Origin of the sequence: Pseudomonas sp. S49, assembly GCF_009866785.1 — a bacterium.
Lineage (GTDB): Bacteria > Pseudomonadota > Gammaproteobacteria > Pseudomonadales > Pseudomonadaceae > Aquipseudomonas.
In genome coordinates this window covers 2,391,530-2,413,284 of the sequence record NZ_CP019432.1, presented here as the reverse complement: position 1 = coordinate 2,413,284, position 21,755 = coordinate 2,391,530, and the positions used below count along the sequence as shown (strand labels likewise).

General features: G+C 59.6%; 24 protein-coding genes and 1 pseudogene. 5 read left to right on the top strand and 20 right to left on the bottom strand.

Annotated features, from left to right (window positions below):
- Positions 1-399: 399 nt before the first annotated feature.
- Genes gspF through gspG form a run of 7 tightly spaced genes read right to left on the bottom strand, consistent with a single transcriptional unit; the run spans position 400 to position 8,540 of the window.
- A complete protein-coding gene (gspF, locus tag PspS49_RS10695) occupies positions 400-1,611 on the bottom strand; it encodes a type II secretion system inner membrane protein GspF (RefSeq protein ID WP_160039188.1) in 1,212 nt (403 codons plus the stop codon).
- On the bottom strand, positions 1,611-3,017 hold the full coding sequence (gspE, locus tag PspS49_RS10690) for a type II secretion system ATPase GspE (protein ID WP_160039186.1): 1,407 nt from the start codon (positions 3,015-3,017) through the stop codon (positions 1,611-1,613). The genes gspF and gspE overlap by 1 nt, the downstream gene beginning before the upstream one ends.
- Positions 3,014-5,389 (bottom strand): type II secretion system secretin GspD, encoded by a 2,376-nt coding sequence (gene gspD / locus PspS49_RS10685; protein ID WP_160039184.1) that lies wholly within the window; start codon positions 5,387-5,389, stop codon positions 3,014-3,016. The genes gspE and gspD overlap by 4 nt, the downstream gene beginning before the upstream one ends.
- A complete protein-coding gene (gspM, locus tag PspS49_RS10680; protein WP_160039182.1) occupies positions 5,386-5,928 on the bottom strand; it encodes a type II secretion system protein GspM in 543 nt (180 codons plus the stop codon). The genes gspD and gspM overlap by 4 nt, the downstream gene beginning before the upstream one ends.
- Positions 5,921-7,099 carry a type II secretion system protein GspL gene (gene gspL / locus PspS49_RS10675; protein ID WP_160039180.1) on the bottom strand — a complete coding sequence of 393 codons (1,179 nt, stop codon included), beginning with the start codon at positions 7,097-7,099 and terminating at the stop codon, positions 5,921-5,923. The genes gspM and gspL overlap by 8 nt, the downstream gene beginning before the upstream one ends.
- Positions 7,096-8,082: a type II secretion system minor pseudopilin GspK gene (gene gspK, locus PspS49_RS10670; protein ID WP_160039178.1), complete on the bottom strand. Its 987-nt coding sequence runs from the start codon at positions 8,080-8,082 to the stop codon at positions 7,096-7,098. Before gspK ends, gspL begins: the two co-directional genes overlap by 4 nt.
- An 8-nt stretch (positions 8,083-8,090) precedes the next feature.
- Positions 8,091-8,540 carry a type II secretion system major pseudopilin GspG gene (gene gspG / locus PspS49_RS10665; protein WP_016984958.1) on the bottom strand — a complete coding sequence of 150 codons (450 nt, stop codon included), beginning with the start codon at positions 8,538-8,540 and terminating at the stop codon, positions 8,091-8,093.
- Between the two features lie 147 nt (positions 8,541-8,687).
- Between gspG and gspI the strand changes: the two genes are divergently transcribed.
- Positions 8,688-9,074 (top strand): type II secretion system minor pseudopilin GspI, encoded by a 387-nt coding sequence (gene gspI / locus PspS49_RS10660; RefSeq protein WP_127926606.1) that lies wholly within the window; start codon positions 8,688-8,690, stop codon positions 9,072-9,074.
- Between the two features lie 6 nt (positions 9,075-9,080).
- On the opposite strand, the gene PspS49_RS10655 is transcribed toward gspI, so the two are convergent.
- Positions 9,081-9,512, bottom strand: coding sequence for a type II secretion system protein N (locus PspS49_RS10655; RefSeq protein ID WP_127926605.1), 432 nt, complete (start codon positions 9,510-9,512; stop codon positions 9,081-9,083).
- Between the two features lie 114 nt (positions 9,513-9,626).
- On the opposite strand from PspS49_RS10655, the gene gspH reads away from it, so the two are divergent.
- The 3 genes from gspH to PspS49_RS10640 all read left to right on the top strand — a co-directional run bounded on the left by gspH (position 9,627) and on the right by PspS49_RS10640 (position 11,331).
- Positions 9,627-10,088, top strand: a complete 462-nt coding sequence (gspH, locus tag PspS49_RS10650; protein WP_127926604.1) for a type II secretion system minor pseudopilin GspH — start codon at positions 9,627-9,629, stop codon at positions 10,086-10,088.
- Positions 10,085-10,696 (top strand): type II secretion system protein GspJ, encoded by a 612-nt coding sequence (locus PspS49_RS10645; RefSeq protein WP_160039176.1) that lies wholly within the window; start codon positions 10,085-10,087, stop codon positions 10,694-10,696. The genes gspH and PspS49_RS10645 overlap by 4 nt, the downstream gene beginning before the upstream one ends.
- Positions 10,697-10,773: 77 nt before the next feature.
- Positions 10,774-11,331, top strand: a complete 558-nt coding sequence (locus tag PspS49_RS10640; RefSeq protein ID WP_160039174.1) for an NADAR family protein — start codon at positions 10,774-10,776, stop codon at positions 11,329-11,331.
- Between the two features lie 98 nt (positions 11,332-11,429).
- Here PspS49_RS10640 and PspS49_RS10635 read toward each other — a convergent pair.
- Positions 11,430-11,552: pseudogene (locus PspS49_RS10635) on the bottom strand (YceK/YidQ family lipoprotein); the annotation flags it as partial.
- Between the two features lie 702 nt (positions 11,553-12,254).
- Between PspS49_RS10635 and PspS49_RS10630 the strand changes: the two are divergent.
- Positions 12,255-12,638: a hypothetical protein gene (locus PspS49_RS10630; protein ID WP_238786339.1), complete on the top strand. Its 384-nt coding sequence runs from the start codon at positions 12,255-12,257 to the stop codon at positions 12,636-12,638.
- On the opposite strand, the gene PspS49_RS10625 is transcribed toward PspS49_RS10630, so the two are convergent.
- The 11 genes from PspS49_RS10625 to PspS49_RS10575 are packed head-to-tail and all read right to left on the bottom strand — an operon-like array spanning position 12,620 to position 21,754.
- Positions 12,620-13,126 (bottom strand): lysis system i-spanin subunit Rz, encoded by a 507-nt coding sequence (locus tag PspS49_RS10625; RefSeq protein WP_160039172.1) that lies wholly within the window; start codon positions 13,124-13,126, stop codon positions 12,620-12,622. The genes PspS49_RS10630 and PspS49_RS10625 overlap by 19 nt on opposite strands.
- The gene (locus PspS49_RS10620; RefSeq protein WP_160039170.1) at positions 13,126-13,548 is read right to left on the bottom strand and encodes a cell wall hydrolase; all 423 of its coding nucleotides are present in this window, start codon (positions 13,546-13,548) and stop codon (positions 13,126-13,128) included. Before PspS49_RS10620 ends, PspS49_RS10625 begins: the two co-directional genes overlap by 1 nt.
- A gap of 59 nt (positions 13,549-13,607) precedes the next feature.
- Entirely contained in the window at positions 13,608-13,973 is a 366-nt protein-coding gene (locus PspS49_RS10615) for a phage tail protein (protein ID WP_160039168.1), read from the bottom strand.
- Positions 13,970-14,305, bottom strand: coding sequence for a hypothetical protein (locus PspS49_RS10610; RefSeq protein WP_160039166.1), 336 nt, complete (start codon positions 14,303-14,305; stop codon positions 13,970-13,972). The genes PspS49_RS10615 and PspS49_RS10610 overlap by 4 nt, the downstream gene beginning before the upstream one ends.
- Positions 14,306-14,319: 14 nt before the next feature.
- Positions 14,320-15,279 carry a phage tail protein gene (locus PspS49_RS29810; RefSeq protein WP_238786338.1) on the bottom strand — a complete coding sequence of 320 codons (960 nt, stop codon included), beginning with the start codon at positions 15,277-15,279 and terminating at the stop codon, positions 14,320-14,322.
- Positions 15,280-15,303: 24 nt separating this feature from the next.
- On the bottom strand, positions 15,304-15,966 hold the full coding sequence (locus tag PspS49_RS10600; protein WP_160039164.1) for a hypothetical protein: 663 nt from the start codon (positions 15,964-15,966) through the stop codon (positions 15,304-15,306).
- Positions 15,963-16,271, bottom strand: coding sequence for a hypothetical protein (locus tag PspS49_RS10595; RefSeq protein WP_238786337.1), 309 nt, complete (start codon positions 16,269-16,271; stop codon positions 15,963-15,965). Before PspS49_RS10595 ends, PspS49_RS10600 begins: the two co-directional genes overlap by 4 nt.
- Positions 16,272-16,322: 51 nt before the next feature.
- Positions 16,323-19,889 (bottom strand): phage tail protein, encoded by a 3,567-nt coding sequence (locus tag PspS49_RS10590; protein WP_160039160.1) that lies wholly within the window; start codon positions 19,887-19,889, stop codon positions 16,323-16,325.
- Between the two features lie 58 nt (positions 19,890-19,947).
- A complete protein-coding gene (locus PspS49_RS10585) occupies positions 19,948-20,508 on the bottom strand; it encodes a tail assembly protein (protein ID WP_160042492.1) in 561 nt (186 codons plus the stop codon).
- Positions 20,509-20,566: 58 nt separating this feature from the next.
- Positions 20,567-20,965 (bottom strand): hypothetical protein, encoded by a 399-nt coding sequence (locus PspS49_RS10580; protein ID WP_160039158.1) that lies wholly within the window; start codon positions 20,963-20,965, stop codon positions 20,567-20,569.
- Between the two features lie 33 nt (positions 20,966-20,998).
- A complete protein-coding gene (locus PspS49_RS10575) occupies positions 20,999-21,754 on the bottom strand; it encodes a C40 family peptidase (RefSeq protein WP_160039156.1) in 756 nt (251 codons plus the stop codon).
- Between the last annotated feature and the right edge of the window lies 1 nt (position 21,755).

Sequence of the window (21,755 nt, the reverse complement as noted above, 5' to 3'; positions counted from 1 at the left end):
CCGGATTTATTTATTGCCCCGGCTGGCCTCTTCGCGAGCAGGCTCGCTCCCACAGGGATTGATGTTGTTAATGCAATTGACTTCACACCACCGAACACTGTGGGAGCGAGCCTGCTCGCGAAGAGGCCGGCCCAAACAGCAGCAATACTTCAGACACACCACTACTGGATCAACTCAGTGCTCTCAATGATCGAATGCAATTTACCTCACAACACAGAACCCTGTGGGAGCGAGCCTGCTCGCGAAGGGGCCGGCCCAAAAAGCAGCAATACTTCAGACACACCACTACTGGATCAACTCAGTGCTCTCAATGATCGAATGCAATTTACCTCACAACACAGAGCCCTGTGGGAGCGAGCCTGCTCGCGAAGGGGCCCGATCAGACACCATCAAAACCGGCTACTGGACCAGTTGGTTGATCTCAATGATCGGCAACAACACCGCCATCACAATCACCAGCACCACCCCGCCCATCACCACAATCATCAGCGGCTCCAGCAATGCCGTCATGCCCATCGCCCGGCGTTCGATATCTCGCGACAGGGTCTGCGCCGCACGCTCAAGCATCGGTGGCAGCGAGCCGGTTTTCTCGCCACTGGCGATCAGATGAATCAGCACCGGCGGAAACACATTCTCCACGCGCAACGCTGCCGCCAGGTTCACACCCTCGCGCACCTTGGCCGTTGCTTCAGTGACGCTCAAACTCAAGCAATCGTTGGACAGCGTCTGCCGCGCTGCCTCCAGCGCACGCAACAACGGCACCCCGGCGCCGCCGAGAATCGCCAGGGTCGAGGCAAAACGCGCGGTGTTCAGGCCCAAGATGAAACGCCCAAATAACGGCAACTTCAGCACCCGATGATGCCAACTCAAACGCGCCGCCGGATTGCGCAGGTACAGACGCCAGCTCCAGAACGCCCCGGCAATCAGCGCCGCACACAACCAGCCCCACGCACGAATGAAATCGCTGGCATTGAGCATCGCCAGGGTCAGCCCCGGCAAATCCTGCCGCGCTTGGGAAAACGCGCTGACCACCTGCGGCACCACGTAACTGAGCAGGAAAATCACGATACCGATCGAGACCAATCCAACCACACCCGGATAGATGAATGCGGTGAGAATCTTGCCGCGCAGGTTGTTGCGTTCTTCGATGTAATCGGCCAGCCGCTCCATGACCTGCGCCAGATCGCCGGACTCTTCCCCCGCCGCAATCAGCGCACGATAGATCTCCGGGAAATCTCGCGGCCGCGCCGCCAACGATTCCGCCAGACGCATGCCGCTGCGCACATCGGCACGCACAGCGCTGAGCGTATGGGCGATGTGTTTTTTCTCGGCCTGTTCGACCGTGGCACTCAGCGCCGCTTCCAACGGCAGGCTCGCACCCAACAGACTCGCCAGTTGCCGCGTGGCCCAGGCCAGATCGTTGTCTGAGAGCTTGGCGCTGAACAGTCCGCCACCACCGTGACTGGCGACGTTGCTTTCCTTGTGCACCGATAATGCGGTCAAACCGCGCCCGCGTAATGTTGTGAACGCGGCAGCCTGGCTGTCCGCCTCAAGGTGCCCGGATTCGATCTTGCCGGTGGCATCGGCGGCTTCAAAACGGTAGCGATTCATCAGGCGTCCCGTGTCACACGGAGGATTTCTTCGGGCGCGGTGGCGCCGCTGCGGATCCAGCGTTCACCGTCCTCACGCAGGCTGAACATCCCGGCCTTGGCGGCTGAAGCGCGCAGAGCCTGCTCCCCTGCCCCTTGATGGATCAGGGTGCGGATATCGTCGTCGATGCAGAACAATTCGTGAATGCCGGTGCGGCCGCTGTAGCCGGTTTGATTGCACGCCGCGCAACCGACCGGGCGCCACGTCCCCGGCGCCGCCGGATCATCCTCTTTGCACTGATTGCACAGGCGTCGCACCAGCCGTTGTGCGAGCACGCCGAGCATCGACGAGGCCAGCAGAAACGGTTCGACGCCCATGTCGATCAAGCGGTTGACCGCCGACACCGCGTCGTTGGTGTGCAAGGTTGCCAGCACCAAATGCCCGGTCAGCGACGCCTGCACGGCAATTTGCGCAGTTTCGAGATCGCGGATTTCGCCGATCATGATGATGTCCGGGTCTTGCCGCAGAATTGCCCGCAGTGCGAGGGCGAAGGTCATGTCGATCTTGGCGTTGACCTGAATCTGGCTGATGCCCGGCAGGTCGTATTCCACCGGATCTTCCACGGTGAGGATGTTGCTGGTGCTCGCATCGAGCCGCGCCAGTGCCGCATAGAGGCTGGTAGTTTTGCCGCTGCCAGTGGGGCCGGTGACCAGCACGATGCCGTGGGGCTGGCGGATCAGGTGATCGAGTTTGGCCAGCACCTGCGCGTCCATGCCGAGGGTTTCCAGATGCAGGCGCCCGGCCTGCTTGTCGAGCAGACGCATCACCACCCTTTCACCATGCCCGGTCGGTACGGTGGAAACACGAATATCGATTGGTCGACCGGCCACCCGCAAGGCGATGCGACCATCCTGCGGCAGGCGTTTTTCGGCGATGTCGAGCTGGGCCATGATCTTGATCCGCGACACCAGCGCACCGTGCAACGCCTTGCGCGGAGAGACCACGTCACGCAGCGTGCCGTCGACGCGGTAGCGCACCACCGAATGGGTTTCGAACGGTTCGATATGAATGTCGCTGGCCTCGTCGCGCGCCGCTTGGGTGAGTAAGGCGTTGATCATGCGAATCACCGGCGCGCCGTCCTGAGTGTCGAGCAGGTCGGTGATTTCCGGCATGTCCTGCATCAGCCGATCGAGATCAACTTCGTTTTCCGCAGCCCCAACCACCGCCGCTGCACTACCAGTGTCGGCATAAGCGGCGGCTAGCAAGCCATCCAGCTCATCATCGCGCACCCGCTGAATCGTGGTCGCGCCAAACTGACGCCGCGCCTCGCTGATCGACCAGCCCGGCGTCGACGGGCAAACGGTCAACACGCCATCGCACAACAGAATGCGCTGCGCCTTGGCCCAGGCGTAAGGCAATGCACTCATTGGATCGGCACCGCTTTGATCGTCGCGCGAGGCCCTGAGGCGGGCATAACCGCCGGCACCCCCTGCTGCGCCGTCGGCAACTGCGGCGCCTGCATGTCCGGCATCGCCCAGCTACGTTCCGGCTGCAACCCACCCTGCGCGCGGCGCATGAAGTCGTAGCGGTTCAGCGTGATGCTGCGCCCCGCTTCGCTGTCGCGAATAATGTAAGGCCGCAGAAAGACCATCAGGTTGGTCTTGGTAATCGCCCGGCGTTCGTTGCGAAACAGCGCGCCAATCCCCGGCAGGCTGCCGAGCCACGGCACCGCGTCATTGCTCTGGCTGTAACCGTCCTGTAGCAACCCACCAAGCACCATGATCTGCCCGTCATCGAGCAGGATGCTGGTATCGATCGCGCGTTTGTTGGTGACAATCCCCGCAGAATTGGCACTGGCCGAAGCCCGCTCGTCAATGCTGCTGACTTCCTGATAGATATCGAGCTTGACCGTGCCGCCCTCGGAAATCTGCGGGCGCACATTGAGCTTCAAACCCACCTCTTCACGGGTCACGGTCTGGAACGGGTTATTGCTGGTGCCCCCGCCGCCAGTCACGTAACTACCGCTGACAAACGGAATGGTCTGGCCAACAAAAATACTCGCCGCTTCGTTGTCCAGGGTCAGCAGGTTCGGCGTCGACAGCACATTGGTGCCGCCCTTGCTCTTCAAGGCCCGGGCCAGCACTTTCAGGTCAAGAATCTTGCCGATACCGGGGATGTCGACGGTGCCGTTGACGTAGCCCAGGTTCAAGCCTTGCGGCAGCACATCGATGCTGGTCTTGCCGTTGGTGTTGATCCCCGAACCACCCAGATTCGCCCCGCCGATCACGCCATTGCCACCGAGATTACCGGTCTGCCATTGCACACCGAACTCGCTGGCATCGTCCTCGCCGACTTCGACGATCAGGCTTTCGATCACCACTTGCGCACGACGCTGGTCGAGCAGATCGATCACCTCGCGCAGGTTGCGATACAACGGCTCCGGCGCGGAAATCAGCAAAGTGTTGGTGGTGGCGTCAGCCTGAATGGTCACGCCGCCGGCACTGAAGGCGACGTTCTGTTCGCTGCTTTGCGCGCCGCCGCTACCGGTTGCGCCGCCACTGCTGCCCTGCGCGTAACTGCCACCCGTGCTGCCGCTGCTGTTGGTGGTCGAGGTGCTGCCGCTACTTTGCGTGCCGCTCTGGCCATTCTGCCCAGCGCTGCCACCGGTGCTGCCGCCCATCGCACTGAGCACCGAACGCGCACTGTCGCTGGTGCCGCTGTCACTCTCACCCGTGAGCAAACCGCGCAAGGCCTGCGCCAGTTTCGCCGCTTGGGCGTTACGCAGATAAACCACATGCAAATTGCTCGGATTGCTCTGCGCGTTATCGAGTTTGTAGATCAGATTACGTGCCAGCTCCGTGCGCTCCGGACTGCCGGCGCGGATGATGATGGTGTTGGAACGCGGGTCACCGATCACCGCAATTTTCTGCGTCGGATCATTCCCCGGTGCATCGAGCAAATCCGCGACCATCGGCGCAATGTCAGCGGCGATGCCGTTCTGAATCTGCACCACATCCGTGTCGATCGCACTCGGCGAATCAATACTCGCGATCAACTGCGCAACGCGGGTCAGGTTCTCGGCGTAATCGGTGATGACGATGGTGTTGTTGCCCGGATAGGCGTTGATCGGATTGTTCGGCGAAACTATTGGCCGCAGCACCGGAATCAGGTTCACCGCGTTCTCGTATTGCAAACGGAACGTACGGGTGAGCATGCCGTTACCCGCCGGTTTGTCAGCGCTGTAAATCGGCCCGCCGAGCAACTTCGCATCCGCCTCCGGCACCACCTGCGCCACGCCACCAACATCCACCACACTGAAACCCTGCATGCGCAGCGCCGCCAACAACATGTCGTAAGCCTGCCGCGCGGGCACCTGACCTTCCGAGACCAGCGTCAACGTGCCCTTCACCCGAGGATCGACCAGAAACTGCTGACCAGTCGAACGCGACAACGCGCGCACCACCGCTTGAATATCCGCGTCGACAAAATTCAGCGTCACCGGTTGATCACCCAAAGGATTACTCGGCAACGCAATGCCCGACGCCGCCGCACCACTGCGCGCACTCTTGCTGATGTTGTGCAATGGCTTCGGCACAGGTCGCGCCTGCGCCTGTGCGCGCTCGCGGTCGAGCACCGCGTCGCCGCTGCGCTGGGTGTTGGCCAACGGCCGGCCCAGTTCACTGTCGACCAGCAATGGCGGCTGATTCTGCGGCGTGGTGCTGGTGTTGCTGCACGCGCTCAGTGCCAACAACAGTAACGGCGCGGCCGTACGTACATAATTGGAACCTGACCACTTCATGAAGCTTCCTTAGCGCCCAGCGCCTGATCCATGCGAACGGTTCCCGACAGAGTGCCTGCCGTATCATCGACCTTGACCTTACTTGCACGCTGCAAACGAGCCTCGACCACTTCAAGTGAAAACTGCACGGGGTGGATTAACAGCCAACTGATGACGGCATCAGCGGGCGCATCCTCGAACGTCAACTGCCAAGCGGTGCCAATTGCCTGCAACTGGTAGTGACCAAGCAGCCCGCTGCCATCGAGAGATTGCTGCAATGACCGCTCGAAGTTTTGCCCAGTGGGCGCTATCGCCACCTCGCGCAACAACAGATCCAGCGCCTCGGCCTGGCCACGCAACTTCGGCGTTTCGGTCTGCCAATGTTGAATTTTTTTCAGCGGTGGCTGGACGAGCAGCAGCCAGATCAGCACGCCCCCCAACATCAATGCGGTGCCCGCGACCAGGCGCTTTTCGCGCAAGCTCAGCGGCGCCCAATGCCGATGAATCTGTGCTCGCAGCAGCAGCCAGCGAGCCCGATAGATCGCCAGTAGGTTATTCATCGTCGCTGTCCATGACGGCATCGTCCTCAACCGCTGCCGGCTCAATCTGCGGGCTGAAAATCCACACGTTGTCTTCGCGCCTGGCGACCAACCCGGCCTGTGTCAGCGCTCCCGGCAATGCGCCGTCGGCGGGTGCCTGCGCAGTATCGGCGGCCAACTCTAACTGCAAACGCCCCTGCTCAAAGGTCATGCGCTGGACGCTGCCCGCCATAAACGGCAGCGCGCTCGCGGCGTGTTGCACCAGATAGGCAAACCCGTGATTCGCGTCGGCCGCCACATCGCTGTGCCGGGCTGCCAATTGCTGGCGAGCCTGCTGCAACGGATTGAGAATCACCGGTAACTCTGGAAAAGCCTGCTTCACCCGCTGGCTCATTTGCGCCTTGAGCTGTTCGCCCTCGGTCACTTCACGGGCCGCGTAAAGGTTCAGCCCCGACACCCAGATCGCGATCGCCAAGGCGCAACAGAAGACGGCCTTGCCCCAACCGCGAGCGGGGCCGGCAGCCTTGCCGATGCCTGTATGCAACCCCCATCCCGGCGCAACGCCACACCAGCGCTGCTCCGCAGGTCGTGGTTCGACGACTGTTGCAGGAGCATCCGCGCCGATCCACTGCAAGCCGCGACCACTGGTGACGAGTTCATCCAGACGCTCCTGCGCCAAGGGTTCTACCGAAGCCTGCGCGCGGCTGAAGCGCAACAGCAATTGCCCGTCCAACACGCACGCGCTGACCTGCCCCTGCGCGGGGACCGGCAACGCATAAGGCGCCGGGTAAAGGCCTCGCAGCTTCAATCGGTGCTGAGTCAATAACTGCCCGAAACGATCCAGAGATGCCTGCGCGAGCCAGGCCAGCGCCACTTGTCCCGAGACCTCACGAGCACTGTGTGCAACGTACATTTGTTCAGTGCCACCCAGAATCAGCGCCTGCGCGGCACACTTCACCGCCGCATCGATCTTCACCGGCGCCAGCGGTGGCAACGGCAAACTGGTCAGTACGCTGTCCGCCGGATGCAGAAAAAATTCAACCGGCTGTAACGGCCACTCCTGTTCAATCAGCAACAGCGTACTGACACCGGTCTGACTGACCTGGTCGTGCCGATCCAGACGCGCAAATTCAACCTCAGAGTCAGAGGTCAAACCCGCCAGCGGCGGCAAGGCGACTCGCAGGCGAGTCATACGCCGAGCCTCGACCAGACCACTTTCGGCATGTCGTCGGCAGGTCGATGCAGCAACGCATCCAGGCTGACGCGGCGCTGATCACGACGCGCGTGTCCGCGCAGCAGAAACCAATCGCTGCTGATGCCGACGTTCAATCCATCGACGGTCAGATGCGGCAAGTGCAGACGGTTGACGAAGTCCCCGCGATTGATGAACCACTGGCCACGATCGCGCTCTCCCACCACGGCCCTGGCCTGCGCGAGCGATAAACCCGGTACCACCGCCACCAAGACCTCGGCGCTGGCAGTATTTCCGTTGACCCAGGTCTTGGCCGGAATCAGGCTGACATACTGATTCAAACGCCCAAGCAGTTGCTCGTTCATGCCTTCGAGGCCACGTAAATCATCAAGGCTGCGCAACATCGGCTGAGTGGCCGGCAATGGCTGGCGACGCGCACTCGGTGACGTCGCGCGGACGCCGTCGAAACCCGTCTGCGCCATACTCTGCCCGGCGGCTTGCAGGTCGGGCATTCTCGGGTAGGAGGCGATGACTCGCTGGCTGATGCGCTGGCTGAGGGCAGCATCGATTCCGATCATTTCGCAGAGGCGTTCGAAGCTGCGCAACTGTCCGCCATCGACGCGCTCATTGCTGAGTAAATTGCGCAAATTGAACTTGCCCTGCTGATCCTCGATGCGCCCCTCGAAACCGCCCCCCGGCGAATTCAACAAATGGCTTTGGACAGGCTGCGCCCAAGGTTGATCGAGCCGGGTCAGCACGTCCTGTTGACGCGTGTCCCTGAGCAGTTGCCGACTGAGCTCCAGCCCCGCCAACAGCGCGGCAGCGCCCTGCACTCGGGACTGTTCCGCTTCAAGAGAACGGGTAAAAACGCTCTGCCGCGTGAGCATGCCCGCGGCGATCACCGCAACCACGGCGGCAATCAGCAAGGCACTGATAATGGCCATGCCGCGCTGTTTCTGCGCCTGTGGCGAGGATGAGTTCATGGCCGCTCTCAGAGCTGCCAGGAACCAATATCGGCATTGACGCCGTCGCCGTCGGGTTGGCCGTCTGCGCCGAGGGAGAAGATGTCGATCTCACCGTTCGCGCCAGGATTCAGATAGTTGTAAGGACGACCCCACGGGTCGTTGGGCAAGCGCTCCAGATAAGAGCGCCAGTTGCTGTTCTTCGCATCCGCTGGGCGCTCCACCAGCACTTTCAAACCCTGATTCAGGGTCGGATAAGTGCCGTGGTCGAGGCGATAGAGTTTGAGCGCCTGCATCAGGCCGGCGATGTCTTGTTTCGCCGCAGTAGCTCGGGCCTGATCAGGTCGGTCGAGCACCTTGGGCACGACCATCGCCGCCAGAATGCCGAGGATCACCACCACCACCATGATCTCGATCAGGGTGAAACCCTGCTGACCTCGACGGCCTGCGGACTGAGATTTGACGCGCGCGAAATCCATTTCAACCTTCCTTGGCATGATTACATTCGGCGCGCAGTGTAACAAAAGCCAGTCATCGTACAACAATCATTAACGCACTGTTTTTCTGCACATTCGCCAAAGGACGGGTGTTATTCTGCGGGCCGGTTTCAACCCGCAGAGTCAAGCATGGAAGCGTTGCGCAAGGAGCGAGGTTTCACCCTCATCGAGGTTCTGGTGGCCTTGGCGATCATCGCCGTGGCCATGTCTGCGGCCGTTCGCGTTGCGGGCCTGATGACCCAGAGCAATGGCCTGTTGCGCGATCGCTCGATCGCTTTGCTGGCGGCACAGACCCGGCTCGCCGAACTGCGCCTGGAGGGAGATTTTGCCCCGGGCCTGAAAACCTTCGACTGTGATCAAGGTCGCCTGCAATTGCGCTGTGACCAACGCGTGACGCCGAGCGCCGATGGACGACTGCTGCGCGTGACGCTGCTGATTTCCGATCGCGAACGTCAGGCACCGCCCCTGGCGCGACTCGAAACCTTACTCGGCCAACCACAGGAAAAGCGCCAATGACGCTGCTCAGGGTCGAGTCAGTCGAGGCAGCGATAGGGAGTCTGGCAGCGTGCTGACTTTTAATCGGCTCTGTTCTCCGCCACGCTCGATGACCACCGCATCCTGTTCAATGGCTATCACGCGCACCCCTTGGGTCAAGCGATCACCCACCAGAAAACTGCGCGGCGGACCGTCGTTGAGACTTAGAATTGCCACCGCAGCGTGCGCCCCTGCGAGCACTCCGGAAACCTTGATATCCAACGGTGCCGGCTGGTTGGAAAACCACTGCAAAGCCGCTGTCTCGGCGCGCGTCGGCAACACGTGGGGTGCCACCGCCGGAACGTGGGATTCTGCCGGCGTCAGCAACAGCGCAGACCAGAACAGTCCCCCTGCCAGTGCAGCGATCAGCGCCGCCGATTGCACAAGCTGCGTTGCGGATAAGCGAAAAGTAAATGCCAAGACCCAACCTCCCTGTTGTCCTGCGTCGCAGTCTACAGGACAACATTCGCTTTTCTATCGGGATTGAAGGTTCGAATCCGCCAGGATGGATTCACAACGAAGGAACGTTGCGGTATGACCAAGGACAGACAAACGGGCTTCACCCTCATCGAATTGATGGTGGTGTTGATCATCATCGGCATTGCCAGCGCCGCCGTCAGCCTGAGTATCAAGCCTGACCCGGCGCAACTGCTGCGCAAGGACGCCAATCGCTTGATCCAGTTGCTGCAAATCGCCCATGCCGAAGCCCTGGCCGATGGACGCCCGATCACTTGGCAGGCGGAGAAAAACGGCTTTCGTTTCAGCCGTCGCAATGAACAAGGCCCCGGCTTCGATCACTTCCTCGCCGATCCGCAACTGCGCCCCCGTCACTGGGAAACGCCATCACTGAAGGTGCGAGTGACACCCAGGCAGCCGCTGATACTGAACGCCGAGTGGTTCGATTCACCCGTGCAACTGCAACTCTCGGACGGCCAGAACACGCTCACCGTGCAGCGCACAGCCACGGGCAAATTGACCTTGGCCAACCAGCCATGAATAACCGGCAAGAGGGTTTTACCCTGATCGAAGTGATGGTCGCGATCATGCTCATGGCGATCGTCAGCCTGATTGCCTGGCGCGGTCTGGACAGCGTGACCCGCGCCGACACGCACCTGCAGGCGAGCACCGAACACACCGAAGCACTGCTGCGCACGCTGCATCAACTGGAACGAGATATCGCCTTGCGCGCCAGCATCGAACTGCGCGAACCACAGTTGAACGACAACGATGACGAACGATCCGAGCAGCCAGCGGCAATCAGCGTGCGCAGCGCCGACGACCAGCGCTTTCGTCTTGACGTGATCCGCAGTGCAGCCACCTCGCAGAACGGCTTGCAGCGCGTGCGCTGGTGGTTGAAAGATCAAACCCTGTACCGTGCCGCCGCCACGCCACGTGATCGCTACCCGTTGCCTGCGCCGAAACAGGCAGTGGCGGTGCTCGACGGAATCAGCGATCTGCAAGTGCGCGTCTGGGAACCCGAGATGGGTTGGCGCCAGCTCAGCGGCAACCGCAAAGAAAACCCCCAAGGCCTGGAAATCCGCCTGACCCGGCAGACGCTTCAAGGCGAAGAACACTACCGCCAGGTATTGGGCCCACTGGATTAGTCTCTGGGCGATATTACGTATTGCCCTGACACGCACAGCAACTGTAACGTCGAAAGTCAGTTACCGAGGAAATCTCATTGCACGACTCTAAACTTCTCGAAGATCTACGCGCTCGCTTCAACGCTGGAGAGCCTCTGGACTTCACCTTTTTCTGGGGACACCAGCGAAGCAAAGGCGCCGTCACGGCTTCGTGCTTCAGCCAGTGGTACGAAGCCGAATTCGTTGTCGAGGGGCAACGCTACCCGACAGCCGAACACTTCATGATGGCCGAGAAGGCAGCCTTGTTCGACGACCAGGAAATTCGTGCACAAGTGCTGCTGGCCCCGACCCCGAACGCCGCCAAAGCCCTCGGCCGCAAGGTGCGCGGGTTCAACGACCAACGCTGGCTGCAACACCGATACGACATCGTCGTCCGGGCAAACCAAGCCAAGTTTTCCCAAAACCCGGAGCTGAACGAATACCTGATGCACACTGGATCTCGGGTCATTGTCGAAGCGAGCCCGGTTGATGACATTTGGGGAATTGGGCTCGCGCAAGATCACGCGGATGTGAACGATCCGAATCTGTGGAAAGGCCTGAATCTTCTGGGGTTTGCACTGATGCAGGTTCGGGACGGCAGGGTTGGATCGTCCTGAGTTTTATTGGCGGTGGCGCCAGAAACGTAAAAGCCTTGGCGTGTGCCAAGGCTTTTCCAAGGGGGTTTTACAGCGCTTTAGGTTGCACTACCCGCAAGTCATAAATTGCAGGTGTATTGATATTCGAAGGGGAAGAAGACTGTATCGACCACCAATGAAAATGGCGCGTCGATCAGTAAAAAGGGAATCAACTTGCCTTTGGATGTACCGACCAACGTATAGCCCTACGCCGAATACCGAGGCCGATCGTAAGGACAATGAGAGATCTCAACCAGATTGGAATTGGCGAGATGCATGAAGCACGCAGGCGAGGATGCAGATCTGATGGACTTTATTGATTTCGTGGGAAACCTTTGCAGCGCATTCAGTAACTATCAAGGCTATGAAAAGCCTCGCCGGGTGTTTACCCGAAGATTCGTTGCGTTCTGCGTATTTGTGGCTGTGTTTGAGCTGATTGCGCTGAACCTCTACTACGCATAGACGGGATTGAACTGAAGGATTCAGCAAAGATCGCCAAGCCGGAGCGAATCCAGATCTTATTAAAGAAATCACTGTGTAGTTTCGCGCAGGCACAAAAAAGCCGATCCATCTGATCGGCTTAACTGTATGATTCTACTCAGAAATTATGGTCGGGACGGAGTGATTCGAACACTCGACCCCTAGCACCCCATGCTGGGGACTGTAGCAACTCAAGCTATTGTTTTAAAAGGATAATAGCCACTTTATTACATAGCAAAACATCCGATTTTTTGTGCTTATGCAAACGGAAACACGCGGCCTCCAGAGGAGGTTTTGCGCACACCCTCCCCGGCTTCCTGCCGACGTACACCAAATCAAAAATACTACAGCTCGTCGCCTCAACCTCGCCGGTTTGTCTTGTCTCGATTACTGTATATCCAAACAGTACAAAGCAAGGCGCCTCCGTGGATCCCTCCGATATCGAAAACACCGACGACTGGCTCGGCTGCCCGACCCCGCTCGAAACTTGCCGGCACCAGTTGGCTCTCTATGAAAATGAGTTCGAGGAACTGAACCTTCAGTTGCAACAGTCCAGGGAGCGGATATTCAAGCTGGTTGAGATGCACGCTGCCGCGTCGGCCGAGTGCGAAACCCTCCGCTCTCAATTGGGCGTTGCGAAGTCAGAAACGTCGGATGCCAGCCGGCGTGCTACCGATATCGAGACCAAAAGCAACTGGGAGCTGATGGCGAAGGACAAGCACATAGCCGAGCTGCGAACCCAGATTCGGATCCTCAGCGGAGACAGTCCGTTCAAAGACCGCTTCCCTCATCAGCGGGACAATTCCTGAACGTAGGCCTGACACGCCTGCAAGGCGATCAGTCCACGGTCGCCGGAGTCGGTGATGGCGATAATTCGTTGAGCATGCGCCGGGTCAAGTCGGGCGCGTACGGTTGCATGATCCACGCCGCCGGCGCCGGTGGTGGCTGGCACGTCGCAGCCTTTGGCAGCGTCGGTTGCATCGAGGAGGACTGACAGCCGCAAATCAGAAGTGGCAAGGCGATCGCGCAGGCGATCTTGGTCACGTTGGGCATCGGTCATTTTCCTGAAGTGGGTTTGCTCGCTGGCCGCCAGCCGCTGCTCGAGCGCCAGACGCTTGTCCTGCTCGGCCTGCTGCGCGGTGGCGGCCGCCTGTGTAAGCTGGTTGAGGGTTTCGGCGTGCTGTTTGTCTTGCTGGGCCAATTGATTCCCGTAGCGCCAGTCCTGAAACTGCCAGGCGCTGCCGAAGCCGGCGAGAAAAAGCGTCAGCAGGCCGACCGCTTTCCACGGAACGATCATCACGGTACATCCTTGAAGAAGACGTGCCCGCCCAGTTTGAGCGTCTGCTTTGCCTTCACCGTCCAGACTGGCGCTTTGATGCTGGCTGCGTAGTAATGCGTGGCGCCGCCGGTAGGATCAGGCACCTTGCCGTCGATCACTTGATCAGCAGCGATGCGACATTGCGCCAGCTCGCGGAACGGAATCTGCTTCACGCCGATCAGGAACTGATAGTTCGGGTCTGTCTTGTTCCAGCAACTGAACTGATACGGCTTCTGGCAAACGCCGGCGTAGCCCTCACCCCACCAAGACTTTTCCCTTCCATCAAACACACGGTTGCGGATCGTCCAGGCTACGGCCACTTGGCCGGCCGGTCCCTCACCTCGCGCCTCGCCCCAAATCGTGCGGGCGAGGATGTCGCGGTCTTTCTCGGTTACTGGCATCACTTTTCTCCAGGCAAAAAAATACCCGCTCGATGGCGGGTTGCGGTGTTCGGTTCGACTCAGGCCGCGTCGGGATCGGTCAGCAGAGGTGCGGCTATGATTTCCGGGATCGGTGGCTCAACGGGCCATACCGGCGCCTGATACCAAGTCGGCTGCACGGTGACCTTGCCCAGTGCGAACTTGTACGTTTTCCACGCCTTCAAGTTGAGCAGCAATGCGGTCTGTTCAGCTTCGTCCTCTGTGGTTGCCTCGCCGATATCGATGCCAAAACCGATCGTATCGACACGGTCCTGAATGCGCGCGATCTGCGTGAGCGCCCTGGCATTGCGTCCCGCGAGATCTGCCTTTGCCGCAGACAGTTGCGCAGCTTGAATCGCTGCGTCCTTCATCGCCTTTGTGATGAGCTGGCTCCAGTCGATACTCATTGGCCCATCTCCGCCGGTGATTCGGTTTCGGAAATTGGCAAGGGCGCTGGAAAAATCACGCGGCCGTCGGGTAAGTCCACAAGAGGAACCGGGAAAGCCTGCTCTTGGCTGTAGTTCCAAGGTATTGGTAACAGTAAAGTCAGTTCCAGCACTCCCCGATTACGTTCTACTTTATCTAGGAACCAGTGTGAATCTATAGCCGTTACCGGGAGGGTATCTCCCTCACCTATTGGTGACAGGTCAAAATCTACCCCATTAACTGTAAGTACTTCTCCATGCTTAGTTACTTCAAGCAGGTCTTCACGCCCCTGTGGCATTAAATTAATTATCATTAACTTTCTCCATTCTATAATTTCCAGCGGCCAACGGCGATGTACTCCATCGTGACTGTGGTTGCGCCCCGAGTTACTGGTGACACCACGATGGACGAGCCCGTCGTTGTCAGACTTCCGTTATTCTGTCTCCCGACCCACGCCCCTCCGCCGGGTAAGGTTACGTTCATGGCAATGGAAGGCAAACTCACGAAAGCCTGGGGAAACGCCAAAGTGGGGAAGTCCCCGTAAAAAACAGAACCGTAAGCAATGTTAATCCCAAGACTCCCGGTGTACCTGAAAGTACAAATCATTGTTCCGTCAGACCACTTAACCCAATCGCCCGCTGCACTGGTTCCCTTTTCAATAATTGCGTTGTTAGACATCAAACCTACAACGTCAACTATCGCGGCAGACCCAAGACCAAGACCCGTACGAGCAGTCGCTTGGGTTTTCCCTCCTGTACCGCCCATTGAAATCGGAATCGCGGTGGTAAGCGCGGTGAGCGATGTAATGTCATCGTTAGCGCCAGACTTTGCCGCCAACAACGTAGTGCGCGCGGTGCCTGCGTCAGCATCGTCGACCAACGTCTTCGCAAAATCCGAAAATCCCAATTCAGTCAGAGCGTCCGAGGCGGTCACGGCGCCTGTACCACCTTTCGCCACTGGCAAAATGTCGTAGTTACCAGTGGTGCCTAGCGCTGCCAGCGTTTCGCCGTAGTCATTGAGTATCTCGCGGACTTTGTCGGACAGATCCTTCTGATAGCCCTGCACCGGCATGATGGAGTAGAAGCCACCAGCCGCTGTCGGGCCTTCGTAGTTCGGCGAGATCGACAATGCGGTGTTGCTGGCGATATTGGTCACCTCGTACCAGCGGCCGTCGGGCCCACGAAAACCGTCGCCGACCCGGCTGTTAGCAATGAACGCAGTGCCTGTGCCGATCACCGCATTGGAATTTTGGGTGACAGAGACCGTTCCCGTCTTGTACCAGGGCATTGTGTATCTCCAGAAATGAAAGTCTCAGGCCAACAATTTGGCACAGAGGAATGGGCGGTGGCCCTGATCGGTCCAAGCGTTCGAGGCGAGGCTGTACATCAGGATACGGCCGTTGGCGTAGTCGACGCCGAGCGCACAGGCGCCCCCTGAAGAGTTGTTGTGGCAGGTCATCGTGAATGGGTTGATGGAAACAAACTCACCTACCCCGAGCGCCTTGGTGATACCCCAGATGTAGCGCTGCCCGACGCTAAGCTGCTCGGCGCCGAGATATGTCCAATTGCCCGCAGCAAATGTCACAACCACCGCCGGCGCCCCGCTGTCGTAACAAAGCACACCGTTCGGATCCCATAAGCGCAGGCCATAGGTGGCCGTGCCCATCGATGCCCACGCCGCGACGAAGTACTGGCCGCTTAGCGACTCGTTGACCTTCGAAGCATTCATTGAAAAGCCCGTCCAGTTGCCCGGGCCACCAGTGAACCAGACTGAGTAAGGCACCTGGATCAATCCCGTCTGATCCGGACGAATGAACACCAGCGGAGGGTCTTGGCTGGTCACTGCGCGCGGAAATGTCGCCGCGGCAGTAGCCACTCCTGAATAAGACCCCCGCGTTAGCATGCACAGTCGCGGCGCCTCCGAATCGATCTGAACGAAAGCGTTGTCATTGATGCTCTGGAATCCGAAGCTCATGTCGCAAACCTTATGGCATAGGCCTTGGAGACGACCCGCGACTGTAGTGTCGAGGCGCTGGATGAAGGGTTTTTCGGCCTTACGACCACCTGCCCGACCGCTGTAGTCACAAATGGGTAAGACCGGATGTTGCCCGACGAATCGTTTTCCGAGGGCTGCACGTCCTGTGCCCTCGTCGGGATGATCATGAACACGCAATTGGCTGGATTGAAGCCAGGAATGTTCAGCGTGTAACTGGGCACAGCCCCACTGAAATCGATGACGCCCTGCCAGATCACTTGATAGGTGAAGCTATTGGTGTCCATAGCAAGCTGACCGCTCTCGTTAAAGACACGCAGTCCAAATAGCGCCATTGATTACCCCAGATAGCCGAGACGAACACGTAGCACGTTGTTGGCGTCGTAGACCGAAACGTTCAGTGAATTGATCACCAGACGCCCTTGCCCTGGGACGATGCCGTTTATTTCAAGCGTGCCGTCTTTGTTCAGGATCCAGCCTTGCTGGCCGGCGATGTAGTTAGTGGAGCTGATGTAGCTGCCGATCTTCGCGTTGGTGATCGTTCCGTCCTGGATGAACGCAGAGTTCATGAACACCTGCCCGCCCTGCACTGCGAACGGCACTGCAATGGCGCCGCCGGCGATGGTGTTGACGATGGCAAAACGGTCGGCACTCACCAGGAACTGGCTCTGCAATCCTGCTGGCCCGTTTTCAATACCAAGCCCGATACCGGCGGCGATGTACTGGCCCGTACCGGAGTTGTATTGCATCTTCACCGACCAGCTCGCGGTGATTTTGCCGTTCACGTCATTGATGATCGAAGTGTTTTGCTGAATCGCCGTTTGCTGGCTGCCGACAGTGGTGCTGAGCTGAGTTAGTTGCTGAGCGGTTGCCTGCTGGTTCGTGACCACCACCTCTTCCAGCTCGGTGATGTTCGCCGCGTTCTCTCCGATTTTGGCGTCGAAGGTCGTCACACGCCTTGCCATTGCCTCGTTCTCGGAGGCACGTACCTTGGATTCGGAGGCAATCGCCGCGGTACTGGTGTGGCTCTTGATTGCGTCCGCCAGATCTCCAGCGCCGTCATCGTCTCGATAAGAGGCGCGAAGGGCTTCAAAGGCAGTTGCTTGAGCCGTGACCTCTCCGTCGAGTTCGATTATCTCGGCGGTGTTGGTCGCAACCTGCTGCGCAAGCCCGTTGGCGGTTTCGACCGTCTGCCCAACGTCGAGCCAATACAGCGGATTTGGTGGCGGCATATTGAGGGGAACCGGGCCGGTGGCTTGGTAGATCCGCTTGCCCTGCACCACCAGTTCGTACTCTTCGTAGGTGGCTTCGGGGTCGTACCCCTTCAAACCATCCAACGCATCGATCTGCTCCTGCAAGCCCGGGATTTTATTGATCTCGTCTAACAGGTCCGGCCCGAGTTCTGTTTCAGTGATCTGCCCGGCGATCATCTCCAGAATGGCAGCAGCATCGGAGCTGGATTGACCCTGCACACCGAGGCCGATCGGATACCACGGCCCGATGTTGCCGATCTTGTCGACGATTCGCCCCCAGAAGTAGAAGGTCACGCCGGCGCGCAGGCCGAGCATGGAGAAATCACTCTGCGGATAGGCCAGGTCTGTCAGCTTGGTCGCGGCTTCCAGATCAGTCGTCGGCCCGTACCAGATCTCCGTGCGCTGGCTGTCCTCGGCGCCAGCAGGGAAGCCCCACTTGAGATAAATGCCGAACAGCAGCGGAGTAGCGGTGAGGAACGCCAGCGCCGGCGGCAGCCCCTGCTTACCGCTGAGGTTGGTCAGGATCGAGTTGCGCCACGGCGACGTGATGTCGAAGGCACTCACCGCGCGCACCCGCGCCACGTAGGCGCCGGCATAGATACCGACCACATCGACGTTGGTCATGCCGGTACGCTGCACCTTGATCCAGTTGCCACTGTCCTTGCGCCATTCAACGTCATAGCCAACCGCGCCATCCACGGCGTCCCAGCTGATCGTCATGGTGGCCACGGCCAGCCCCTGAACAACCGATGAAGTCGACGACAGCGAAACGCTCGCCGGTGCCGGAACAACGGTGATCGGGATCACGCTGATCGGGCGTTCTTCCAGGCGTGCGCCGGTGTCGATGAAAGCGAACTTGCTCGGTTCGAACTGGAGCGCGCTGATTTCGTAGTCGCCCTCGGTGGTGCGCTTGGTGCGCAGCACTCGGTACAACGGGATTGCCAGGTCATCGGCATCGAGCGCCCATTGCAACTGCGCCACCGGCGGTTCGCTGTAGGCAACCGTGACGGTCACGGCACGGCCGTTGACGCTCTGCACGGTGCGGCCTTCAGCGCGGCCGCCCGGCAGGTTGATGATCAGTCGATCTCCGGCCTTGGCCTGGGTATCGCGATCGAGCGTGACCACCCGCCCCGCCACCGCCGATATCCGGCCGCCCACTTCACGACCAGCCAGCAGCGAATCCGCCACGGGGATGATGTGCCCCGGCAGTGGAATCACCCCCTCCATGCCAGTCTTGAACGATACAGTCCGGTCTTGGTTGTTGCTGAGGATCGCCCACTTGCCGCGGCGCTGGGCCTCGGAGGCGCGGGTGCAGCCAATGGCGCTCAGCTCGGTAGGCCGGTCGCCGTAGCGGCGCTGCAGATCCAGGTCGGCAAACGGTATGACATCGGTGTCGTAGTTGTTCGCCGGGTTGTCGTAGCTCACCAGCGCCCGGGTGTAACGGGTCTTCGCCGATGCGCTGCCATAGGAAAACTTTCCGTCGATGACGTTGGCACGGGTGAAGACGTAGTCGAAGTCCTGCGCACGCGGCATGTCCGCTTGCATCACCAGTTGCCCCTGCGCCCAGTAGGTCATGCCCCGGTAAATCGCCGAGATATCGCGCAACAGCGACCAGGCGTCGGCCTTGCCCTGCAGGTTCATGTCGCAGAGGAAGCGCGGCTCTTGGCCACCGAGGCCATTCGGCACGAGTTGATCGCAATACTGAGCGATGCGGTACAGCTCCCACTTGTCGACCATGAACGGCTTGATACGCTTACCCAGTCCGAAGCGGTCCTCAGTGCAGATGCCGTAGGTGATCCACGCCGGGTTATTGGTCCAGGCCGACTTCATCGAGCCATCCCACGTCCCTGTGTAGGTGCGCAGGATCGGATCGTAGTTGCTCGGCACCATCCAGCGCCGGGCTTTGCACTTCACGGTCACGGCCGGGATGTTGGTGAACTGCTCGGCGTCGAATTCGATGTAGAGCAGCGCGGTGTTTGGGTAGCGCAGCTTGGCGTCGATCACTTCGGTGTAACCGGCCACCAGCATGGTGTCGGCCACCTTGTTGCTGTTCTGGTTTGGGGTCAGGCGGCGTACGCGGATCTGCCAGCCGGTGGTCGCGTCCGGGAGATCGATGCGGCGCGATCGCTCGTAGCGCGTGGTGGTTTTGCCGTCGACCGCATCCACCAGCACCTGCTGATAGGAGCCGCCATCAGTGGCCACGTCGATCGCGTATTCGATGCGGTAGCCGCCGACATTACCCTGGTCATCAGACCGTTGCAGCGCTGGCCATGCCAACCGCATGCGCACGGCGGAAAGCTGAGTGTTGGTGATCGAGCGCACCCATGGCGAATCGCTGCGCAGCTCAATGTTCAGCGACGTCTCGTTCTCAACGGACGGAATGCCCGGGATATACGTCTGATCCACCGAACCCGGCCGCCAGTCCCATTTCACATTCGGGAAGTTGTAGTTGCCGCTGGCATCGCGGATCGGTGTGTTGTCCAGGTAGATATCGTAATCGGTCGGGACGCTGTCGAACTCACCCTCGCCCACCGCGATCAGCAGCTTGGCTAGGTTGGTCGAGCGCAGGCTGTCGCTGGCTTCGGTCGGCGACTTCGGCTTGCTGCTGCCGCCCTTCTCGCCGTGGATATCGATCTGTGCTGCAGCGCCCATGCTTTCCTCCAGGCATAAAAAAACCGCCTCGCGGGCGGTTGGTGTGTTGCTGACCTGCTTACACTTTGTCTTCTGCCAAGACTGACGCCGAGATGATCATGCCACCCCACCGACGCTCACCGATGCAGATCGGTACAGGGTTGCCGCTGGCGGTGGTGTTTTTGGCACTGCCGAAGGCGTAGGACGGCGAGTTCTCTGGGGATGCGCTTTGAGAAAGCCCCTTTGCTTGCGGGCTGAGCATCTGCACGACACCGCCAGCAACGAGGGCAACGCCCATTTGAACCGCCCAAGTTTGACCGAAATATGTGCCTGCGACGACAAGCACAGCTCCAATTACGGTCTGCAATAGGCCCGCACGCTTGCTCCCGGAAATAACCGGGACAATTCGAATCTCTTGGGTTCCGCCGAGGCCGAAATCTTTTTCAGCTACGTTTTTCCGGTTTCTGAAAATCGCAAAGCGCATCCCTTGGCGCTCAAGATCTTTAATGGCGCCTTCGAATCCTTCGATAGTGCACTTCAACGCCTTGAATGCCTCACCCACGGACTTGCTGCCAAGCTCGCGGTGATGGACGCGACCAAACAGCTTGATAAGCGGGCCTGAAAGAAGAATGGTCGTCATGGCTGGGTTGTTCAAAGCTTTTCTCCGTTCATAAAAAAACCGCCCGTAGGCGGCTTTGTCATTGCATCGTGGGTGATAAGTCCATGCTCATTGATGAGTCGATGGATATCCTGAATTTCTTGGTGGCACCAGCCTTTATGTTTGCTTCACGCTCTTTCAGCCCACTGCCGCATGATGATGCACCCACGATGTGCTCACCGGCGGCCACGTAGAACTTTGCAGTTTCACCAGCACCAATCTCGGCAGCTTTTCGCCCGTCGATGTTCACAGATGTGTTGCAGCCGCCACCAACAAAGCCGGAATCCCGGGTAACGATCAAGACAGCGTCACCGGATGCCGGCTTCTGATATGCGAACAAGCGCGAGCTCGGCACAGGGTCAGCCTTTTCGGAAGGCACCGGCGAAGTCGCACACCCAGCCAACAACGCTGCAGCCAACGCCACTACGATCATTTTCATGCAGGTCACTCCTGTGGGAAATGGCCCACGATATCACTGTGCACCCTTGTGGCGCAGCACCAACCGCATGCGGTCGAGCCAAGGACCGCCGAAGACAATGACCTCAGATGGCCTGCCGTACAGGTGGTGCAGCAGGAACGGCCCGGGGCCGAACGTTGCAGCGTCCTCACCTGGCAGCGCAGGATCAGTGCCGAGGAATATCCCGGCGTGGTTTGGGTAAACGGTGCGCCCCACTTCCATCACGATCATGTCGCCGCGCTGCGGCTGGTCGACTCGGTAGAAGCCGGCGGCCTCGTAGTTCGCTTCGTACAGACTGATGTTGTCCTTGCTCTCCCACCAACCATCCGCGCGGTTGAAGGCTTCAAACTCCAGCCCCCACTCGCGCTTGTACCAATCAGCGCAGACCTGCCAGCAGTCCCAAGCGCCGTGCACGAATGGGCGCTTCAGCAGCGGCACATCACCAGTCGGGACGATGGTCCGCAGATCCCCTTCCGGCCAACTCAGGATGTGCCAAGGCATCGCCGTTGCCTCGCACATGGCGAGGTCGCGCGGTGACGGCCTACTGGTGGCGTCCGGATGTGAATGAATTACGCCAATTACTTCGCCTTCATCTTCAGCCGCTGCGTACTGCTCGGGATCGATTCGGAACTCTTCGTTCGGCTCGGTCGCGACGTTGATGCAAGGGAAGTATTGCTGCTTGCGACCGATCACCAGCAGAAGCCCACAGCACTCTTTCGGGTACTCGGCCGCCGCGTGCTCCTGGATCGAATTCAAGATGTGCTTTCGCATG

What these genes read in the sequence shown, in the direction of transcription:
- PspS49_RS10610 (WP_160039166.1), bottom strand. Translation starts at nt 14,305, where the DNA reads ATGATAATTAATTTAATGCCACAGGGGCGTGAAGACCTGCTTGAAGTA.
- gspM (WP_160039182.1), bottom strand. Translation starts at nt 5,928, where the DNA reads ATGAATAACCTACTGGCGATCTATCGGGCTCGCTGGCTGCTGCTGCGA.
- gspF (WP_160039188.1), bottom strand. Translation starts at nt 1,611, where the DNA reads ATGAATCGCTACCGTTTTGAAGCCGCCGATGCCACCGGCAAGATCGAA.
- gspL (WP_160039180.1), bottom strand. Translation starts at nt 7,099, where the DNA reads ATGACTCGCCTGCGAGTCGCCTTGCCGCCGCTGGCGGGTTTGACCTCT.
- gspD (WP_160039184.1), bottom strand. Translation starts at nt 5,389, where the DNA reads ATGAAGTGGTCAGGTTCCAATTATGTACGTACGGCCGCGCCGTTACTG.
- PspS49_RS10620 (WP_160039170.1), bottom strand. Translation starts at nt 13,548, where the DNA reads ATGCCAGTAACCGAGAAAGACCGCGACATCCTCGCCCGCACGATTTGG.
- PspS49_RS10575 (WP_160039156.1), bottom strand. Translation starts at nt 21,754, where the DNA reads ATGCGAAAGCACATCTTGAATTCGATCCAGGAGCACGCGGCGGCCGAG.
- gspG (WP_016984958.1), bottom strand. Translation starts at nt 8,540, where the DNA reads ATGGATTTCGCGCGCGTCAAATCTCAGTCCGCAGGCCGTCGAGGTCAG.
- PspS49_RS10595 (WP_238786337.1), bottom strand. Translation starts at nt 16,271, where the DNA reads ATGGACACCAATAGCTTCACCTATCAAGTGATCTGGCAGGGCGTCATC.
- PspS49_RS10625 (WP_160039172.1), bottom strand. Translation starts at nt 13,126, where the DNA reads ATGATCGTTCCGTGGAAAGCGGTCGGCCTGCTGACGCTTTTTCTCGCC.
- PspS49_RS10600 (WP_160039164.1), bottom strand. Translation starts at nt 15,966, where the DNA reads ATGAGCTTCGGATTCCAGAGCATCAATGACAACGCTTTCGTTCAGATC.
- PspS49_RS10645 (WP_160039176.1), top strand. Translation starts at nt 10,085, where the DNA reads ATGAATAACCGGCAAGAGGGTTTTACCCTGATCGAAGTGATGGTCGCG.
- gspE (WP_160039186.1), bottom strand. Translation starts at nt 3,017, where the DNA reads ATGAGTGCATTGCCTTACGCCTGGGCCAAGGCGCAGCGCATTCTGTTG.
- PspS49_RS10580 (WP_160039158.1), bottom strand. Translation starts at nt 20,965, where the DNA reads ATGAAAATGATCGTAGTGGCGTTGGCTGCAGCGTTGTTGGCTGGGTGT.
- gspI (WP_127926606.1), top strand. Translation starts at nt 8,688, where the DNA reads ATGGAAGCGTTGCGCAAGGAGCGAGGTTTCACCCTCATCGAGGTTCTG.
- gspK (WP_160039178.1), bottom strand. Translation starts at nt 8,082, where the DNA reads ATGAACTCATCCTCGCCACAGGCGCAGAAACAGCGCGGCATGGCCATT.
- PspS49_RS10615 (WP_160039168.1), bottom strand. Translation starts at nt 13,973, where the DNA reads ATGAGTATCGACTGGAGCCAGCTCATCACAAAGGCGATGAAGGACGCA.
- PspS49_RS10590 (WP_160039160.1), bottom strand. Translation starts at nt 19,889, where the DNA reads ATGGGCGCTGCAGCACAGATCGATATCCACGGCGAGAAGGGCGGCAGC.
- gspH (WP_127926604.1), top strand. Translation starts at nt 9,627, where the DNA reads ATGACCAAGGACAGACAAACGGGCTTCACCCTCATCGAATTGATGGTG.
- PspS49_RS10585 (WP_160042492.1), bottom strand. Translation starts at nt 20,508, where the DNA reads ATGACGACCATTCTTCTTTCAGGCCCGCTTATCAAGCTGTTTGGTCGC.
- PspS49_RS29810 (WP_238786338.1), bottom strand. Translation starts at nt 15,279, where the DNA reads ATGCCCTGGTACAAGACGGGAACGGTCTCTGTCACCCAAAATTCCAAT.